The 18135-nt window shown below is 63.4% G+C and carries 19 protein-coding genes; 3 read left to right on the forward strand and 16 right to left on the reverse strand.

What is annotated here, in order from left to right; genetic code table 11:
- Nucleotides 1–158 precede the first annotated feature (158 nt).
- The 14 genes from hemN to ccoN (J3B00_RS10485) all read right to left on the reverse strand — a co-directional run bounded on the left by hemN (nt 159) and on the right by ccoN (J3B00_RS10485) (nt 14333).
- Complete coding sequence (gene hemN / locus J3B00_RS10420; RefSeq protein WP_209867387.1) at nt 159–1541, reverse strand: oxygen-independent coproporphyrinogen III oxidase; 1383 nt, start codon at nt 1539–1541, stop codon at nt 159–161.
- Between the two features lie 131 nt (nt 1542–1672).
- Nucleotides 1673–2356: a sulfite exporter TauE/SafE family protein gene (locus tag J3B00_RS10425; RefSeq protein WP_209867388.1), complete on the reverse strand. Its 684-nt coding sequence runs from the start codon at nt 2354–2356 to the stop codon at nt 1673–1675.
- Nucleotides 2349–2561, reverse strand: coding sequence for a cbb3-type cytochrome oxidase assembly protein CcoS (ccoS, locus tag J3B00_RS10430; protein WP_209867390.1), 213 nt, complete (start codon nt 2559–2561; stop codon nt 2349–2351). The genes J3B00_RS10425 and ccoS overlap by 8 nt, the downstream gene beginning before the upstream one ends.
- Nucleotides 2562–2572: 11 nt before the next feature.
- Entirely contained in the window at nt 2573–5038 is a 2466-nt protein-coding gene (locus J3B00_RS10435) for a heavy metal translocating P-type ATPase (protein WP_209867392.1), read from the reverse strand.
- A gap of 159 nt (nt 5039–5197) precedes the next feature.
- On the reverse strand, nt 5198–5722 hold the full coding sequence (locus J3B00_RS10440; RefSeq protein WP_209867395.1) for a FixH family protein: 525 nt from the start codon (nt 5720–5722) through the stop codon (nt 5198–5200).
- An 11-nt stretch (nt 5723–5733) separates the two neighbouring features.
- Nucleotides 5734–7149: a cytochrome c oxidase accessory protein CcoG gene (ccoG, locus tag J3B00_RS10445; RefSeq protein ID WP_209867396.1), complete on the reverse strand. Its 1416-nt coding sequence runs from the start codon at nt 7147–7149 to the stop codon at nt 5734–5736.
- Between the two features lie 252 nt (nt 7150–7401).
- Nucleotides 7402–8385 carry a cytochrome-c oxidase, cbb3-type subunit III gene (ccoP, locus tag J3B00_RS10450; RefSeq protein ID WP_209867399.1) on the reverse strand — a complete coding sequence of 328 codons (984 nt, stop codon included), beginning with the start codon at nt 8383–8385 and terminating at the stop codon, nt 7402–7404.
- The gene (locus tag J3B00_RS10455; protein WP_209874744.1) at nt 8382–8579 is read right to left on the reverse strand and encodes a cbb3-type cytochrome c oxidase subunit 3; all 198 of its coding nucleotides are present in this window, start codon (nt 8577–8579) and stop codon (nt 8382–8384) included. The genes ccoP (J3B00_RS10450) and J3B00_RS10455 overlap by 4 nt, the downstream gene beginning before the upstream one ends.
- 5 nt (nt 8580–8584) lie before the next feature.
- Nucleotides 8585–9193: a cytochrome-c oxidase, cbb3-type subunit II gene (gene ccoO, locus J3B00_RS10460; protein WP_209867400.1), complete on the reverse strand. Its 609-nt coding sequence runs from the start codon at nt 9191–9193 to the stop codon at nt 8585–8587.
- Nucleotides 9193–10635, reverse strand: a complete 1443-nt coding sequence (gene ccoN / locus J3B00_RS10465) for a cytochrome-c oxidase, cbb3-type subunit I (RefSeq protein WP_209867402.1) — start codon at nt 10633–10635, stop codon at nt 9193–9195. Before ccoN (J3B00_RS10465) ends, ccoO (J3B00_RS10460) begins: the two co-directional genes overlap by 1 nt.
- A gap of 512 nt (nt 10636–11147) precedes the next feature.
- Nucleotides 11148–12089, reverse strand: coding sequence for a cytochrome-c oxidase, cbb3-type subunit III (gene ccoP / locus J3B00_RS10470; protein WP_209867405.1), 942 nt, complete (start codon nt 12087–12089; stop codon nt 11148–11150).
- On the reverse strand, nt 12086–12277 hold the full coding sequence (locus tag J3B00_RS10475; protein WP_209874747.1) for a CcoQ/FixQ family Cbb3-type cytochrome c oxidase assembly chaperone: 192 nt from the start codon (nt 12275–12277) through the stop codon (nt 12086–12088). Before J3B00_RS10475 ends, ccoP (J3B00_RS10470) begins: the two co-directional genes overlap by 4 nt.
- A gap of 9 nt (nt 12278–12286) precedes the next feature.
- Nucleotides 12287–12895 carry a cytochrome-c oxidase, cbb3-type subunit II gene (gene ccoO / locus J3B00_RS10480; RefSeq protein ID WP_209867407.1) on the reverse strand — a complete coding sequence of 203 codons (609 nt, stop codon included), beginning with the start codon at nt 12893–12895 and terminating at the stop codon, nt 12287–12289.
- Nucleotides 12896–12908: 13 nt separating this feature from the next.
- Nucleotides 12909–14333: a cytochrome-c oxidase, cbb3-type subunit I gene (gene ccoN / locus J3B00_RS10485; RefSeq protein WP_209867409.1), complete on the reverse strand. Its 1425-nt coding sequence runs from the start codon at nt 14331–14333 to the stop codon at nt 12909–12911.
- A gap of 49 nt (nt 14334–14382) precedes the next feature.
- Between ccoN (J3B00_RS10485) and J3B00_RS10490 the strand changes: the two genes are divergently transcribed.
- Nucleotides 14383–15075, forward strand: a complete 693-nt coding sequence (locus J3B00_RS10490; protein ID WP_209867411.1) for an alpha/beta family hydrolase — start codon at nt 14383–14385, stop codon at nt 15073–15075.
- A 106-nt stretch (nt 15076–15181) separates the two neighbouring features.
- Here the strand turns inward: J3B00_RS10490 and J3B00_RS10495 are convergent, their stop codons facing one another.
- Nucleotides 15182–15466, reverse strand: coding sequence for a pyrimidine/purine nucleoside phosphorylase (locus J3B00_RS10495; protein ID WP_209867413.1), 285 nt, complete (start codon nt 15464–15466; stop codon nt 15182–15184).
- Nucleotides 15467–15540: 74 nt separating this feature from the next.
- Nucleotides 15541–16092 (reverse strand): exonuclease domain-containing protein, encoded by a 552-nt coding sequence (locus tag J3B00_RS10500; RefSeq protein ID WP_209867415.1) that lies wholly within the window; start codon nt 16090–16092, stop codon nt 15541–15543.
- Nucleotides 16093–16242: 150 nt separating this feature from the next.
- On the opposite strand from J3B00_RS10500, the gene J3B00_RS10505 reads away from it, so the two are divergent.
- Together J3B00_RS10505 and J3B00_RS10510 are read left to right on the forward strand one after the other, a co-directional pair.
- The gene (locus J3B00_RS10505) at nt 16243–17043 is read left to right on the forward strand and encodes a transporter substrate-binding domain-containing protein (protein WP_209867416.1); all 801 of its coding nucleotides are present in this window, start codon (nt 16243–16245) and stop codon (nt 17041–17043) included.
- A 64-nt stretch (nt 17044–17107) separates the two neighbouring features.
- Nucleotides 17108–18121, forward strand: a complete 1014-nt coding sequence (locus J3B00_RS10510; RefSeq protein ID WP_209867417.1) for a GNAT family N-acetyltransferase — start codon at nt 17108–17110, stop codon at nt 18119–18121.
- Nucleotides 18122–18135: the final 14 nt, after the last annotated feature.

The raw sequence follows: 18135 nt of genomic DNA on the forward strand, positions 1-18135 counted from the left end.
AGCCGTAAGGATAACCGACGGCATAGGCTGGAGGCCAGCGCGCACTTTTTGCGGCCGCGTCGACCTGGCTACGGCAGGGGTGTGCCGTAGCCGTTCACCAGTCCTTAGTGTGTCGCTCACTGAACGATGTCCATGTGGGTATATCGTCTTGCTCTGGCTCAGATCACCCGTGAAAAACGCTGGCGATCAAGCTGGGCCAGGTAGCCGTCGAACACCATGCACACCGACCGCACCAGCAGCCGACCGGCAGGCAGGACCTTGAAGCCGTGGCGATCCAGACTGATCAGGCCATCGCGGTGCATCGCTTGCAGTTGTGGCCATTGAGCGTTGAAGTAACCGCGAAAATCGATCGTGAACTGCCGTTCGATCTGCTCGAAGCTCAGCTCGAAGTGGCAGATCAGTTGCTGGATAACGGCGCGGCGCAGACGATCGTCCTGGTTGCACAACAGGCCACGCTGGGTCGCCAGCTGGGCGCTGGAGAGAGTCTCTTTGTAGGTGTTGAGGTCGCTGCTGTTCTGGCAATAGAGGTCGCCAATCTGGCTGATCGCCGACACCCCGAGGCCGATCAGGTCGCAGTGACCGTGGGTGGTGTAGCCCTGGAAGTTGCGCTGCAAAGTGCCTTCTTCCTGGGCAATCGCCAGTTCGTCGTCGGGCAGGGCGAAGTGGTCCATGCCGATGTAGCGGTAGCCGGCGCCGGTCAGTTGCTCGATGGTGGCGTGAAGCATCTCCAGCTTGGCTGCCGGGGCCGGCAGGTCGCTGCTGTCGATGCGCCGTTGCGGCATGAAGCGTTCGGGCAGGTGCGCGTAGTTGAATACCGACAGGCGATCGGGCTGCAGGCGGATCACTTCGTCGACGGTGCGGGCGAAGCCCTCCGGAGTCTGCTTGGGCAGGCCGTAGATCAGGTCGAGGTTGACCGAGCGAAACTGCAGGGTACGCGCCGCCTCGATCAGCGTGCGGGTCTGCTCCAGGCTCTGCAGCCGATTGACCGCGCGCTGCACCACTGGGTCGAGGTCCTGCACGCCGAGGCTGACCCGGTTGAAGCCCAGTTCACGCAGCAGGCCCATGGTCGACCAGTCGGCCTCGCGCGGGTCGATCTCGATGCCGAAGTCACCACTGGCATCGTCGACCAGGTTGAAGTGCTGGCGCAAGGTAGCCATCAACTGGCGTAGCTCGACGTGGCTTAGGAAGGTGGGGGTACCGCCGCCAAAGTGCAGCTGTTCAACACGCTGTTCAGGGGCCAGGTGGCAGGCAATCAGCTGGATTTCCTGCTGCAGGCGTTGCAGGTAGGGCTGGGCGCGGGCGCGGTCCTTGGTGATGACTTTGTTGCAGGCGCAGTAGTAGCAGATGTTGGCGCAGAACGGCACGTGCACATACAGCGACAGCGGGCGCGTCGCCCGGCGGCTTTCGCGCAGGGCGTGGAGCAGGTCGAAAGAACCCACTTCGCTGTGCAGTTGCACCGCGGTCGGGTAGGAGGTGTAGCGAGGGCCGGCCAGGTCGTAGCGGCGGATCAGGTCGGCATCCCAACGAATGTCGTCGAGCATGTGGGTAGTCCCCGGAAAAGGAGCATCAGTGTCCGGAGTCTAGGCGCGTCTGTAAGAATCTATGTTGACTTGTATCAAAAAGCATTGGGGCCGCTGCGCAGTCCTTCGACCGGTCCGCCGCCCCGGCAATCTCAATGCCCCATCAGCCAGTGCTGGTGCGGCCCGGGCAGGGTCCACAGGCCAAACAGCATCACCAGCACGCCGCCGGCCACGCGCACGCTGCGTTTACGCAGCAGGCGGTTGACCCGCTCCGCCGCTAGCCCGGTGGCCAGCAACACCGGCCAGGTGCCTAGCCCAAAGGCAATCATCAACGCCGCGCTGTAGCCGGCATTGCCCTGGCTCGCTGCCCAGAGCAAGGTGCTGTACACCAGCCCGCACGGCAACCAGCCCCATAGCGCGCCGAGCAACAGTGCCCGCGGTATGCTGGACACCGGCAGCAAGCGCGTGGCGATCGGTTGAATGTGCCGCCACAAGCCCCGTCCCAGTGCTTCGACCCGGGTCAGCCCGCTCCACCACCCAGCCAGGTACAGCCCCATGGCGATCAGCAGCAGTGCGGCCACCACCCGTAGCGCCTGGGCGGCAGGGCTGCTGGCCACGGCCCAGCCGGCCAGGCCGACCAGCAGGCCGGCACAGGCATAGCTGAGAATCCGCCCCAGGTTATACGCCAGCAGCAGGCGCAGGCGCCTGCCCCGTTGTTCACGGGGGATGGCCAAGGTCAGGGCGCCCATCAGCCCGCCACACATGCCCAGGCAGTGCCCTCCACCGAGCAGGCCGAGGACCAGGGCGGAGCCCAGCAGTGGCAGCAACTCAGTCACGAGGGGTCTTGTCCTCGTCGGCGGGCTTGGCGCTGTCGTGCTTGACCGCAGCCTGGTGGCTCGGGTCCTGGTCGTCGAAGAGGATGCTGTGTGCCGGGCTGTCGAGGTCGTCGTACTGACCGCTGTCCACCGCCCAGAAGAAGATGTAGATGGCCACACCGACGATCAGCAGGGCTGCGGGGATCATGATGTAGAGGGCGGGCATGGTGGTATCGCTCAGTTGAGAAGGGTTGAGCCGGTGCCGGCTTCAACGCGGGGCTGATCTGCTGCCACGGGCGCCTGCGGCAAGCGGGTCAGGCGCAAGGCATTGAGAACCACGATCAACGAGCTGACCGACATGCCGATGGCGGCCCACACCGGGGTGATCCAGCCCAGCGCGGCGAAGGGCAGCATGAGGCCATTATACAGGGTGGCCCAGAGCAGGTTCTCGAGGATAACGCGGCGCGTGCGCCGGGCCAGGTCAAAGGCCTGCGCCAACGCCTGCAGGCGATTGGATAGCAACACGGCATCGGCGCTGGTCTTGGCCAGGTCGGTGGCCGAGCCCATGGCGATGCTGATGTCCGCGGCGGCCAGCACCGGCACGTCGTTGACCCCGTCGCCGAGCATGAGCACCTTGCGACCTTCGGCTTGCAACGCGCGCAGGCGTGCCAGCTTGTCGTCCGGCAACAAACCGCCAATGGCCTGGTCGATGTTCAGTTGCGCGGCCACTTCGGCGACCATCGGCGAGCTGTCGCCGGACAGCAGCAAGGTCCGCCAGCCGCGCGCCCTGCAGGCGTCGAGCAGGGCCTTGGCGTCGTCACGCAGGCGATCATCGAGGCCAAACCAGGCCAGCGGCCCCTGGCGGTCACCGAGCAGCAGCCACTGGCCACGCGGCTCGGGCACTGGCGGCACTTCGGCGCCGCTCAGGGCGCAGACAAAACTGGCCTGGCCGATGCGCAGGCGCTGGCCGTCGAGCTGCCCCTCAAGGCCCAGGCCGGGCACGTTCTGCACCTCCTCGGCGGCTTGCGCGGTGCGGCCGAAGGCGCGGGCGATGGGGTGTTCGGAGCGGTTTTCCAGGGCTGCGGCCAAGGCCAGGCAGCGGTCGGCGGCGAGCGCGCCAAGCGGACGTACACTGCGCAGGGCCAGGCGACCCTCGGTGAGCGTGCCGGTCTTGTCGAAAATCACCGTGTCGATCTGGTTGAGGCCTTCCAGCACATGGCCGCGGGTCACCAACAGGCCGAGCTTGTGCAGGGTGCCGGTGGCGGCGGTCAGCGCCGTCGGGGTCGCCAGGGACAGGGCGCAGGGACAGGTGGCGACGAGCATGGCGAGGACGATCCAGAACGCCCGCGAGGCATCCAGTTGCCACCACAGCACACCGATCGCGGCGGCGGCGAGCAGGCTGAACAGCAAGAACCACTGCGCGGCGCGGTCGGCGATCTGCGCCAGGCGCGGCTTCTGCGCCTGGGCCCGCTCCAGCAGGCGGACGATCGCCGACAGGCGCGACGCCTGGCCGAGCGCTTCGACCTCGACGGTCAGGCTGCTTTCGATGTTGAGCGTACCGCCAGTGACACGGTCATCCGGACGACGCGCCAGTGGCAGGTATTCACCGGTCAGCAGTGACTCATCGACGCTCGAGCAGCCCTCGAGGATGCGCCCGTCAGCCGGAATCACCGCCCCGGGCAACACCTGCACGCGATCACCGCGCTGTAGTTCGGCGAGCAGAATGCGCTCGCTGCGGCCATCGTCGTTGAGCCGCAGACACGAGGCCGGCAGCAGGTTGACCAGTTGCGCGGTGGCCGCCGCGGTGCGTTCGCGGGCGCGCCGCTCCAGGTAGCGGCCGGTGAGCAGGAACAGTGCGAACATGCCAACGGTATCGAAGTACAGCTCGCCACTGCCGGTGATCGCCGTCCAGATCCCTGCGCAGTAGGCCAGGCCGATGGCCAGCGAGACCGAGACGTCCATGCTCAGGTGGCGGGTGCGCAGGTCGCGGGCGGCGCCCTTGAATATCGGCGCGCAACTGTAGAAGACGATGGGCGTGGTCAGGAACAGCGCGACCCAGCGCAGGATGGTGTGCAGTTCGGGGCTCAGGTCGATGTTGAATTCCGGCCAGGTGGCCATGGTCGCCATCATCGCCTGGAACCACAGCAGGCCGGCCACGCCCAGTCGGCGCAGGGCGCTGCGGTTTTCCTTGGCCAACTGCTCGGCAGCCTGATCGGGCTGGTAGGGATGGCCGGCATAGCCGATCTGGCGCAGTTCGGCCAACAGCCGTGAGAGCGGCAGTTGCTGGTCGTCCCAGCTGATCAACAGGCGGTGATTAGAGAGGTTGAGGCGGGCTTCGGCGACACCTTGCAGTGCCCGCAGGTGCTTTTCGATCAGCCAGCCACAGGCGGCGCAACTGATGCCTTCGATCATCAGAACCGCCTCGGCCAGGGCGCCTTGATGACGGACGAAGTTTTGCTGCACGTCGGCCCGGTCGTACAGCGCCAGTTCGTCCTGCAGCTGGCGTGGCAAGGCCTCGGGGTTGGCGTTGGTTTCGCTGCGATGCTGGTAGTAATGCTCAAGGCCACCGGCGACGATCGACTCGGCCACGGCCTGGCAACCGGGGCAGCAGAACGCACGTGGTTCACCGAGCACCACGGCGGTGAAACGGCTGCCGGCGGGGACGGGCAGGGCGCAGTGGTAGCAGAGGGTGGGGTGGGTCATCGGGTTACTGTCTTATGGGTGAGATGGGCTGCTGCCGGCCCCTTCGCGGGTCAAGCCCGCTCCTACAGGTAGTGCGTCGTTGTTGAAGCCGGCGCAGATCCTGTAGGAGCGGGCTTGACCCGCGAAGGGGCCGGCAGCGGCCCCAGCTAGCGCCGGTCATTATCGATGCTCGGCCCCTTGCAGGGCCTCGTCACCCAGTTCCAGGGTCACGCCATGCGCGACTTTCTCTTCCTCGAACAGCCGCCACACCTGGCCATCCTGGCTACCGAGCAATTCGACGAAGCGCCGGCCCTCGACCTTGTCATCCAGCTGGCCGATATAGCGTCCCGGCTCGCTGCGCGCCAGCTGTACCTTGCGGTCCTTGTCCGGTTGGGTCGGCGAAATCAGGTTCAGCTCCAGCGTTTGCGGGTCGCTGTTACCGCTCAGGCGCAGTTCGACTTCGCCGGTCAGCTCGTCGAGGAACACCCGCGCCTTGAGGTTGAGGGTCTGCGCCAGCAGCTCGCGGTCCAGCGAGCGGTTGATGCCCTTGCCGGCCTCGTAGTAGTTGTCGTTGACCAGGTTGTCCGGATTGCGCACGGCAATGCTGACCATGGTCAGGCTCAGGCACACCGAGGTGGTCAGGATGCCAATGATGATCCAGGGCCAGAGGTGCTTGTACCAGGGGCTGGTGGCGGTGGCAGGCATGGAGCGGTTCCTTAGCGTATTTGCGGGCCGATGAAGCGGCTCTTGGCTTCAACCTTGGTGCCGTTGTCATCGGCATCCTTGAGGGTGAACAGGACGTCGTTGGTGGTCGACGGCAATTGCTCGGGGGCGACCGACAGCTGCACCGGCAGGCTGACGATATCACCGGCGGCCACGGCAATCTCGCGCCGGCCTTCGAGTTTGAGATCGGGCAGGCCGCTGGCGTCGAGCACATAGACGTGGTCGCGCTGGTCCTTGTTCATGATCTTGAGGCTGTAGACGTTTTCGATCCGCCCCTGGGCGTTCTCGCGGTACAGCACGCGGTCCTTGCTGACATCGAAGCCGACCAGCGAGCGGGTGGCGAAAGCTGCGGCCAGGGCGCCGATCATCACCAGCAGCACCAGCGCATAGCCGATCAGCCGTGGCCTGACCCTGTGGGTCTTCTGGCCCGACAGGTTGTGCTCGGTGGTGTAGCTGATCAGGCCCTTGGGGTAGTTCATCTTGTCCATGATGCTGTCGCAGGCGTCGATACAGGCGGCGCAGCCGATGCACTCGATCTGCAGGCCGTCGCGGATGTCGATGCCGGTTGGGCAGACCTGCACGCACATCGTGCAGTCGATACAGTCGCCCAGGCCCTGGGCCTTGTAGTCGAGGTCTTTCTTGCGCGGGCTGCGGGGTTCGCCACGGCGCGGGTCGTAGGAGACGATCAGCGTGTCCTTGTCGAACATCACGCTCTGGAAGCGCGCATACGGGCACATGTACACGCACACCTGCTCGCGCAGCCAGCCGGCATTGCCGTAGGTGGCGAGGGTGAAGAAGCCGACCCAGAAGTACGCCCAGCCGTCGGCCTGGCCGGTGAAAAACTCGATGACCAGTTCGCGGATCGGCGAAAAATAGCCGACAAAGGTGAGGCCCGTGACCAGGCCGATCAGCAGCCACAGGGTGTGCTTGGCGGTCTTGCGCAGCAGCTTGTTGCCGCTCATCGGCGCCTTGTCGAGCTTGATGCGCTGGTTGCGGTCGCCTTCGGTGACCTTCTCGCACCACATGAAGATCCAGGTCCAGACGCTTTGCGGGCAGGTGTAGCCGCACCACACCCGGCCGGCATAGACGGTGATGAAGAACAGGCCGAAGGCGGCGACGATGAGGATGCCCGACAGCAGGATGAAGTCTTGCGGCCAGATGGTCGTGCCGAAAATGTAGAACTTGCGCTCGGGCAGGTTCCACCAGACTGCCTGGTGGCCGCCCCAGTTCAGCCATACGGTGCCGAAGTAGAGCAGAAACAGCACGGCGCCGCCGACCATCCGCAACCTGCGGAAAATGCCAGTGAACGCACGGGTGTAGATCTTCTCGCGAGAGGCGTAGAGGTCGACGGAATCCTTTCCTTTGCTGGCAGGCGGGGTGACGTCATGTACCGGTATTTGCTTGCTCATCATCAAGTCCCACGGCTGTGGAGAAATGCCATGGCCAGTGCGTGCCGGCCGTGGTCGTGCGCCGTCTGCTGGCGCTCTGCGGCCCATGATACGCCTGTGTTGGCGGGGCGGGGCGGTGGTGCGACTTTTAGCCGCATTGGGTTGGCGGGTTGAATCGTGTTATGGCGGGTGTCAATTGATCCAGGTCATTTCGGGATGGATTTGCCGGCCTCTTCGCGGGTAACCCGCGAAGAGGCCGGCACTGACAGACCGCTAATCAGCCTTGGCGGTTTCTTCTTGCTCCTGCTGCGACAGGCTGTACACATACGCCGCCAGCAAGTGCACTTTGTCGTTACCCTGCAGATCGACTTGCGCCGGCATCTGGCCCTGGCGGCCATAGCGAATGGTCTGCTGCAGTTGGGCAAAGCTCGAGCCGTAGATGAACGCCTGCGGATGGGTCAGGTCAGGCGCGCCCATGGCCGGCGTGCCCTTGGCTTCCGGGCCGTGGCAGGCAACGCAGTTGGCGGCGAAGATTTTCTGCCCATTGGCGGCGTCGGCCTTGATCCCTTCGGGCAAGGTGCGCCCGTCCAGGTTGGTCAGGACAAAGGCGGCGACATCGGCCACGCCCTGTTCGCCAATCACTTCCGACCAGGCCGGCATGACCCCATGACGACCGTTCAGGATAGAGGTCTTGATGGTCTCCGGCTCGCCGCCCCAACGCCAGTCGTTGTCGGTCAGGTTGGGGAAACCATACGAGCCCTTGGCGTCGGAACCGTGGCACACCGAGCAGTTGGAGGCGAACAGCCGGCCACCCATTTTCAGTGCCTGCGGGTCCTTGGCCACTTCTTCGATCGGCATGGCGGCGAACTTGGCGAAGATTGGTCCGAAGCGGGCGTCGGCCTTGGCCATTTCCTTTTCCCACTCGTGCACGCCGGTCCAGCCTGGCTGGCCGTTGCTGAACTCGGTCTGCTTGTCGGTATCAAGGTAGCTGTAGCCGGGCAGGATGCCTTTCCAGTTGCCCAGCCCCGGGTACAGCACCAGGTAACCGAGGGCGAAGATGATGGTGCCGACGAACAGCCAGAACCACCACTTGGGCAGCGGGTTGTCGTATTCCTCGATGCCATCGAAGGCGTGCCCGACGGTCTCGTCGGTAATCTCTTCGCGCTGGCCCTTGCGGGTCGACAGCAACAGCCAGGTCAGGGCGAAGATCGTGCCCAACGTCAGGACGCTGACGTACAGACTCCAGAAGGTTGTCATTCTTGTTTGCTCCTAGACGCTTTTGCTTGCGCTTTGTCGACGTGCTGGCTGGCCTCGGGATCATCGGCAAAGGGCAATCGCGTCGCCTCGTCGAAATCCTGCTTGCGCCGTGGGTTGAACACCCACAGCGCCAGGCCGACAAAAGCCACCATCACCACCACGGTGCCCAGGCCACGGATCATTCCGATATCCATCAGCGTCACCGTTTGCTCTTGATGATGGTGCCAAGGCCTTGCAGGTACGCCACCAGGGCGTCCATCTCGGTCTTGCCCCTGACCGCGTCGGCAGCACCGGCGATGTCGGCGTCGGTGTACGGCACACCGAGGGTGCGCAGCACTTCGAGCTTCTTCGCGGTGTCCTTGCCATCGAGCGTGTGCTCGACCAGCCACGGATAGGACGGCATTTTCGACTCAGGCACGACGTTGCGCGGGTTGTACAGGTGCGCACGGTGCCAATCGTCGGAATAGCGGCCGCCGACCCGGGCAAGGTCCGGCCCGGTGCGCTTCGAACCCCACAGGAACGGATGATCCCAGACGCTTTCACCGGCCACCGAGTAGTGCCCATAGCGTTCGGTCTCGGCGCGGAACGGACGGATCATCTGCGAGTGGCAACCCACGCAACCTTCGCGGATATAGATATCGCGGCCTTCGAGCTCGAGCGCCGTGCGCGGCTTCATGCCTTCGACCGGCTTGTTGGTGACGTCCTGGAAAAACAACGGGACGATCTGGGTCAGGCCGCCGATGCTCACGGCGATGACCATGAAGAAGGCCAACAGGCCGATATTCTTCTCGACTGCTTCATGCTTCATCAGTGCGCTCCCACGACGACGATCTTGGCGGCGTCTTCCGCTTGTGTCGCGTCAGCGGCACGCACCGTACGGAACACGTTGTAGGCCATCAACAGCATGCCCGAGGCAAAGAACGCACCGCCCAGGGCGCGGACGATGTAACCCGGATGGCTGGCCTGCAGGGCCTCGACGAACGAGTAGGTGAGGGTGCCGTCATCGTTGATCGCGCGCCACATCAGGCCTTGGGTAATGCCGTTGACCCACATCGAGGCGATGTACAGCACGGTGCCGATGGTCGCCAGCCAGAAGTGCGCGTTGATCAGGCCGATGCTGTGCATCTGGATGCGGCCGTAGAGCTTGGGAATCATGTGGTAGATGGCGCCGATGGAGATCATCGCCACCCAGCCGAGGGCGCCGGCATGCACGTGGCCGATGGTCCAGTCGGTGTAGTGCGACAGCGAGTTGACCGTCTTGATGGCCATCATCGGGCCTTCGAAGGTCGACATCCCGTAGAACGCCAGCGACACCACGAGGAAGCGCAGGATCGGGTCGGTGCGCAGTTTGTGCCAGGCCCCGGACAGGGTCATCATGCCGTTGATCATGCCGCCCCAGCTCGGTGCCAGGAGGATGATCGACATGACCATGCCCAGCGACTGCGCCCAGTCGGGCAGGGCGGTGTAGTGCAGGTGGTGCGGGCCGGCCCAGATGTACAGGGTGATCAGCGCCCAGAAGTGCACGATCGACAGCCGATACGAATAGATCGGCCGCTCGGCTTGCTTGGGCACGAAGTAGTACATCATCCCCAGGAAACCGGTGGTGAGGAAGAAGCCTACGGCGTTATGGCCGTACCACCACTGGATCATCGCATCGGTGGCACCGGCGTAAGCCGAGTACGACTTGAACAGGCTGACCGGCAACGAGATGTGGTTGACGATATGCAGCATCGCGGTGACCACGATGAACGCGCCGTAGAACCAGTTGCCGACATAGATGTGCTTGGTCTTGCGCTTGACGATGGTGCCGAAGAACACCAGTGCGTAGGTGATCCAGACGATGGCCAGGAGGATCGCGATCGGCCATTCGAGCTCGGCGTACTCCTTGGTGGTGGTGTAGCCCATCGGCAAGGTGATCAGTGCACTGACGATCACCGCCTGCCAGCCCCAGAAGGTAAAGGCGGCCATGCCGTCGGAGATCAGCCGGGTCTGGCAGGTGCGCTGCACCACGTAGTAGGAGGTGGCGAACAGCGCACACCCGCCAAAGGCGAAGATCACCAGGTTGGTGTGCAGTGGGCGCAGGCGGCCAAAGCTCGTCCATGGCAGGTCCAGGTTCAGCTGAGGCCATACCAGTTGCGAGGCGATGAAGACGCCGAGGCCCATGCCAAGGATCCCCCAGACCACCGTCATGATGGCGAACTGGCGGACCACCTTATAGTTATAAGCAGTCGGACTGATTGCTGTGCTCATTCTAAGGTTCCACGGTTTGGGTAGTTCTTGTTGGTTGAAAATCGGCGCCAGTATCGGTAACCACCAGGGTTATCGCAATCCAAGGCTGCTTGCGCCGACCCGTGTCCAGGCCCTTTTCGCCGCCGTCCCGCGGCTTCGGGTTCGAAAGATTGTACACAAATAAATTCTTGTAATGTGTACCGTTTTTCAACTTTTTCTGATCGATCGGTCAGGCTTTTTTCGGGTCAGGATACCCTAGGTATCATCCCAAAGCCGTAAGTTGAACCGTGCCAAAGTCTGCGCGGCGTCAGGCCATGCGCCGCGTTGTAGGCCGACGCTGAGTGCGTGGCCACTTTGGCAACAAGCTTAGTTCTGTTCGAAGGGGGTGCAAGCAGGAGCGGAGCCACCCAGCCCTTGTAGGAGCGGGCTTGCCCCGCGAAGGCGTCAGGCCCGGCAACGATGTTGTCAGGGCTGACGCCTTCGCGGGGCAAGCCCGCTCCTACAGGATCTGTGTGTGGGCTTGGAGGGCGGGGTTATTTCGCAGTTACGGTTTCAGCGGGCTCTTGCTGCGACAGGCTGTACACATAGGCAGCCAGCAGGTGCACCTTGTCATGCCCCTGGATATCTTCCTGCGCCGGCATTTGCCCTTGGCGACCATAGCGAATGGTCTGTTGCAACTGGGCAAAGCTCGAACCATAGATGAACGCCTGCGGATGGGTCAGGTCAGGCGCGCCCATCGTCGGGGTGCCTTTGCCTTCAGGCCCGTGGCAGGCCACGCAGTTGCCGGCGAAGATCTCCTGGCCCTTGAGCGGATCGGCCTTGGCCCCTTCCGGCAGGCTGCGGCCGTCCATGCTGGTCAGGACGAATGCCGCCACATCGGCTACGCCCTGTTCGCCGATCACCTCTGCCCAACCCGGCATGACTCCGTGCCGACCGCTCATGATCGACGCCTTGATCGTCTCCGGATCGCCACCCCAGCGCCAGTCGCTGTCGGTCAGGTTGGGGAAGCCATAGGCGCCCTTGGCGTCCGAGCCATGGCACACCGAACAGTTGGAGGCAAACAGACGGCCACCCATTTTCAGCGCTTGCGGGTCCTTGGCCACTTCTTCCACCGGCATGGCGGCAAACTTGGCGAAGATTGGCCCGAAGCGCGCGTCGGCCTTGTCCATTTCCCGCTGCCATTCATTGACCTGAGTCCAACCGTTTTCATAGCCGGGCAGGATGCCTTTCCAGTTGCCCAGGCCCGGATAGAGAATCAGGTAACCAACGCCAAATGCCAGGGTGCCGACAAACAGCCAGAACCACCATTTGGGCAGCGGATTGTCGTACTCCTCGATCCCGTCGAAGCTGTGCCCCATGGTCTGGTCGGTGGTGTCCGAGCTCTGCCCCTTGCGCGTGCTGAGCAGCAACCAGGTCAGGCCGATCAGGCTGCCGAGGGTCAGTACACTGATGTAGGTACTCCAGAAGGTGGTCATTGCCGATTATTCCTCATGGCAGATTCCTGCCCGGCAGGGGGCAGGCGGTGATCGTCGAAGGGCAGCAGGCGCGCTTCGGCGAAATCACGGTCACGGCGGCGGTTGAAGACCCACAGACTCAGGCCGATGAAGGCGATCATCACCACCAGGGTGCCGATGCCGCGGATCATGCCGATGTCAATTGACAGGTCCATTGCTTACCTCTTGTTCTTGATCGCGGTGCCGAGCACCTGCAGGTAGGCCACCAGAGCGTCCATCTCGGTATGGCCGTTGACCGCCTCGCGGGCCCCGGCGATGTCGGCATCGCTGTAGGGCACGCCGAGGGTGCGCAGGGCGCGCATCTTGGCCTCGGTGTGGCTGTTGTCGACCTGATCGGCCACCAGCCACGGGTAGGACGGCATCTTCGACTCGGGCACGACGTTGCGCGGGTTGTACAAGTGCGCCCGGTGCCAGTCGTCGGAGTAGCGTCCGCCGACCCGCGCGAGGTCCGGCCCGGTGCGCTTGGAGCCCCACAGGAACGGGTGATCCCACACGCTCTCACCGGCCACCGAATAGTGGCCGTAGCGCTCGGTCTCGGCGCGGAACGGGCGGATCATCTGCGAGTGGCAGCCGACACAGCCTTCACGGATATAGATGTCGCGGCCTTCGAGCTGCAGCGCGGTGTATGGCTTCATGCCCTCGACCGGCTTGTTGGTGACGTCCTGGAAGAACAGCGGGACGATCTGGGTCAGGCCGCCGATGCTGACGGCCAGGACCATCAGGATGGCCAGCAGGCCGACGTTTTTCTCGATGACTTCATGTTTCATCAGGCGTGTCTCCTCAGGCCAGTTGGGCGTTGGCAGGGGCGGGCACGGTGTGTGGTGCGCGCACCGTGCGCCAGGTGTTCCAGGCCATCAGGAACATGCCGCTGAGGAAGATCGCCCCGCCAACGAAGCGCACGATGAAGCCGGGGTGGCTCGCCACCAGGGTTTCGACGAACGAGTAGGTGAGCGTGCCGTCGCTGTTCACCGCACGCCACATCAAGCCTTGGGCGATGCCGTTGACCCACATCGAGGCGATGTACAGCACGGTGCCGATGGTTGCCAGCCAGAAGTGCGCGTTGATCAGGCCGATGCTGTACATGCGCTCTTTGCCGTAGATCTTGGGGATGGTGTGGTACAGCGCGCCGATCGAGATCATCGCCACCCAGCCGAGGGCGCCGGCATGCACGTGGCCGATGGTCCAGTCGGTGTAGTGCGACAGGGCGTTGACCGTCTTGATGGCCATCATCGGGCCTTCGAAGGTCGACATGCCATAGAACGCCAGCGACACCACCAGAAAGCGCAGGATCGGGTCGCTGCGCAGTTTGTGCCAGGCCCCGGAGAGGGTCATCATGCCGTTGATCATGCCGCCCCAGCTCGGTGCCAGGAGAATCAGCGACATCACCATGCCCAGCGACTGTGCCCAGTCGGGCAGGGCGGTGTAGTGCAGGTGATGCGGGCCGGCCCAGATGTACAGGGTGATCAGCGCCCAGAAGTGGACGATCGACAGGCGATAGGAATACACCGGCCGTTCGGCTTGCTTGGGCACGTAGTAGTACATCATCCCGAGGAAGCCTGCGGTCAGGAAGAAACCCACCGCGTTATGCCCGTACCACCACTGCACCATGGCGTCGGTGGCGCCGGCGTAGACCGAGTAGGACTTGGTCAGGCTGACCGGGATCTCCAGGTTGTTGACGATGTGCAGCAGCGCCACGGTAAGGATGAACGCGCCGAAGAACCAGTTGCCGACATAGATGTGCTTGGTGTTGCGCTTGATCAGCGTGCCGAAGAAGACGATTGCGTAGGCCACCCAGACGATGGTGATGAGGATATCGATCGGCCATTCCAGTTCGGCGTATTCCTTGGAACTGGTGTAGCCCAGCGGCAGGCTGATGGCGGCGAGGACGATGACCAGTTGCCAGCCCCAGAACGAGAACGCTGCCAGGCGCGGTGCGAAGAGGGTGGTCTGGCAGGTGCGTTGCACCGAATAATAGGAGGTGGCAAACAACGCGCAGCCGCCGAAGGCGAAGATCACCGCATTGGTGTGCAGCGGGCGCAGGCGGCCGAAGCTGGTCCACGGCAGGTCGAAGTTGAGTGAGGGCCAGGCGAGTTGAGCGGCGATGAATACGCCGAGCCCCATCCCGACGATTCCCCACACCACCGTCATAATGGCGAATTGGCGGACCACCTTGTAGTTATAGGCGGTACTGGGTGTTGTGTTCATGTATGGGTTCCCATCCACGGTTATAGGCAGGCTAAACAGCGAGGCAAGAATGAAAGAAGGGCAAAGTGCCGGTATTGACGGGGGTCAATGGGCGCATGTGGGAAATGTCCCAGGCTTGCGCTGCGATGCTCCACAAACAGGCAGTGATCGCGGCTATTCGGGCTGCTTGATCCTCGCCCATGGCGCAGGCGCGCCGATGGACAGCGGCTTCATGAGCGATATGGCGCAAAGGCTGGCGGCACAAGGCGTGGCCGTGGTGCGCTTCGAGTTTCCCTACATGGCCGAGCGGCGGCTCAGCGGTGGCAAGCGGCCACCCAATCCGCAGAAGGTGCTCCTGGAGCGCTGGCGCGAGGTGTATGGGCAGGTGCGACCTTTGGTCACGGGGCCTGTGGCGATTGGCGGCAAGTCGATGGGCGGGCGCATGGCCAGCCTGGTGGCGGATGAACTGGAGGTCGATGCGCTGGTATGCCTGGGCTATCCGTTCTATGCCGTGGGCAAGCCGGAAAAGCCGCGGGTCGAGCATCTGGCAGGGTTGCGTACGCGCACGTTGATCGTGCAGGGCGAGCGTGATGCGTTGGGCAACCGGCAGGCGGTGGAAGGGTATCAACTGTCGCCGGCGATCGAAGTGTGCTGGCTGGGTGCGGCGGACCATGACCTGAAGCCGTTGAAGGCGTCGGGGTTGACCCATGAAGGGCATTTGCAGACGGCGGCGGAGCGGGTGGCGGCGTTTATTCGCGGTTGAGGGTATCTGGGCGGGCTTCTTCGCGGGGCAAGCCCGCTCCTACAGGGATCATGCTGAACCTGTAGGAGCGGGCTTGCCCCGCGAAGAGGCCCGCACATTCAATGCATCAGTCGCGGTATTCACACAGGTAAGCGGTTTCAACAGCCACTTTCAGCTGGAACTTGCTGTCGGCAGGCACATTGAACTGGCTGCCGGCGGTGAAGTTTTCCCAGTTGTCGCTGCCCGGCAGCTTGACGGTCAGCGCGCCGGAAACCACGTGCATGATCTCGCGCTTGGCCGTGCCGAATTCGTATTCGCCCGGGGCCATCACGCCAACGGTGGCCGGACCTTCTTCGCCGGTAAAGGCGATCGACTTGACGGTGCCATCGAAGTACTCGTTGACCTTGAACATGGGGCGACTCCTGAAAAAGGATGAGAAAAAGGGCTGGCCAGTATGCCCAAGGCCTGCCCCGTCGTCATCTGCTTTCAGGCGCCGTCGGCCGGCAGGCTCAGCGGCAGCAGGCGTGCGGTATTGCGCGCGTCTTCCAGGGCACGGTGCTGCTGGCCGGTGAACTGCAAGCCGGCCAGTTGCAGCGCGCCGTTCAGGCCGGCGGGGCGCTGCAGGTGACGCGCCTTGGCGAAGCGCTGCTTGAGGTTGATGTGGGGCAGATCCTGGAGCCGGCTGCGGACCTTGTAGTCGTGCCATTCCTGAAGCAATTGCCGCCGGTCATAGTCACCCCAACTGACCCAGGCCTGCAGCGCATCGGCCTGCGCGCCGAGCCAGCCCTCGAACTGGGCCCAGGCTTCACGAAAACAGGCCGCGCCATCCACATCGGCCTGGCTGATGTGGGTCAGCTCGCGGCAGAACGGCGTCAGTTGCGGGCGCCGTTTGGGCCTGACGAAACATTGGAAATGGTCGACCTCATGCCCTTCGCGGGTCACCAGGCTGGCGCCAATTTCGATGATTTCCATTTCCGTGACCGGCCAGCCACCGTCGTCGGTGGTGGCCTCCAGGTCGATCACTAACCAATGGGCCATGGTGGGCTCCCTTGCAAGACTTGCTAGAGCGTAGCCAAAGTCGGCCCGCGCGACACCCCCTGGCACTTTGGCATACCCGGCGGTTGTGCCTGGGCGGGAAAACGCCTAGCTTAGGCCAATCGAGGTTACGTCCCGTATCGAGTGTGTGTCTTGACTCCAATGCCCAGGCTCAAGGCCATGTCCCCGCTGCTGATGTTCGCCCTGCTGTGGCTGGCTGCACCTGCTCAGGCTCAAGCCTGCGTCGAGGTGAGGATCGGCGCGGCGCATTTCCCGCCGTATACCGTGCGCCCGGAGCAAGGCGTCGACAGCGGCTTGTTGCCGCAACTGGCCGCGGCCCTGAACACGCTGCAGCATGACTATCACTTCGTTCTGGTGCCGACCTCGATTCCGCGACGCTTTGGTGATTTTCAGCAGGGTCGCACTGACATGGCGATCTTCGAGAACCCGCAGTGGGGTTGGCAGCAGATTGCCCACCAGGCCGTCGACATGGGTCTGGAGGACGCCGAAATCTTTGTCGCACAGCGCCAACCTGGGCGCGACCAGCACTATTTCGACGACCTTCGAAGCAAACGATTGGCATTGTTCAACGGCTATCATTACGCCTTCGCCAAGTTCACTGCCGACTCGCGCCAGTTGAGCGCCAGCTACAACGCGACGCTGACCTATTCCCACGACAGCAACCTGTTCATGGTCCAGCGCGGGCGTGCCGATATCGCTTTGGTGACGCGCTCGTTCTTCAGCGACTTTCTAGTGCGCAACCCGGCCAGCCGTAATCAGCTGATGGCCTCCGATCGGGTGGACCAGGTCTACCATCACTACGCCCTGTTGCGTCCGGGCGCACCGATCAGCAGCCAAGCGTTCGAGCTGTTACTGGATCGCCTGCGCGACAACGGCGAACTGCTGCGGATCTTTCAGCCTTATCGAATCACCGTTGCCGCGCCTGGCCACTAAATTAGCGTGGTGCGCTGACGTTTGCACAAGTGAGCCTTTCTTTCATTTGCCGTGAGCCAAGACCATGCCGTTCGATGCCGCTTCGCAGCCCCTGTCCTTACCCCGTTGGCGTAGCCTCAGTGCCGATGAGGGTGACTGTCGCCTGAGCCTGACCCTTGAGGGCCGCCCGCTGATTCAGCTCCACCTGGCACCGGGCGAGGTGCTTGCCGTGCAAGTGCTGGAGCTGTGCCGTGAGCGGCCGCAACAAGCGTTGTGGGCGGCCTGTTATTGGCTGTTTGCGCGCGATCCGGGTTGCCAGCGGCTTGAGTGGCATTTGCCCGACCCGGTGCCGCAGGCTCAGGCCAATGGTTTGTTGCTGGCCACTGAGCGAGCAGGTGTCTACCTCAGTGAGCGCACACTGTTCTGGCAGCTTCCGCAGCCTTGGTTGGGTGAGTCGGCTGTGGGGGTTTATCCGCAGCAGATGCAGATGAGCCATGGCAAGCGTCACCCGGTGCGAGCGCCCAAGCCGCGGGGTGAGGTGTATCGGCGTTTCGATGCGCGGCTGGGGGCGTGGGTGTCGCTGCGCACCTTGGAGATCGAGCAGGATCTGCAGCGTTACAACCGTTGGCAGAACAACCCGCGGGTGGCGCATTTCTGGCAGGAGCAGGGCAGCCTGGAGCAACACCGGGAGTACCTGGCCAAGCTTGAGGCTGACCCGCATACCTTGACCTTGATTGGCTGTTTCGACGATCAACCGTTCGCCTATTTCGAGGCCTATTGGGCCAAGGAAGACCGCATTGCGCCGTTCTACCCGGCTGACGACTATGACCGCGGTATCCACATGCTGGTAGGCGAAGAGAGCCATCGTGGGCCGCACAAGGTTGCCAGCTGGATGTCGGCGCTGGTGCACTACCTGTTCCTGGATGATCCGCGCACTCAGCGCGTGGTAGCCGAACCGCGGGCTGATAACGCGAAGATGATCGGCTATATGCAGAATCAGTGCTTCCACTGCGAGAAGGAGTTTGACTTCCCTCACAAGCGGGCAGCGCTGATGATCCTGGGGCGCGAGCGGTTTTTTGATCGGTGTGCGTTAGTCTGACCGCTGGGCGGGGT

It is taken from the genome of Pseudomonas sp. BP8 (assembly GCF_017875955.1).
Classification (GTDB): Bacteria; Pseudomonadota; Gammaproteobacteria; order Pseudomonadales; family Pseudomonadaceae; genus Aquipseudomonas.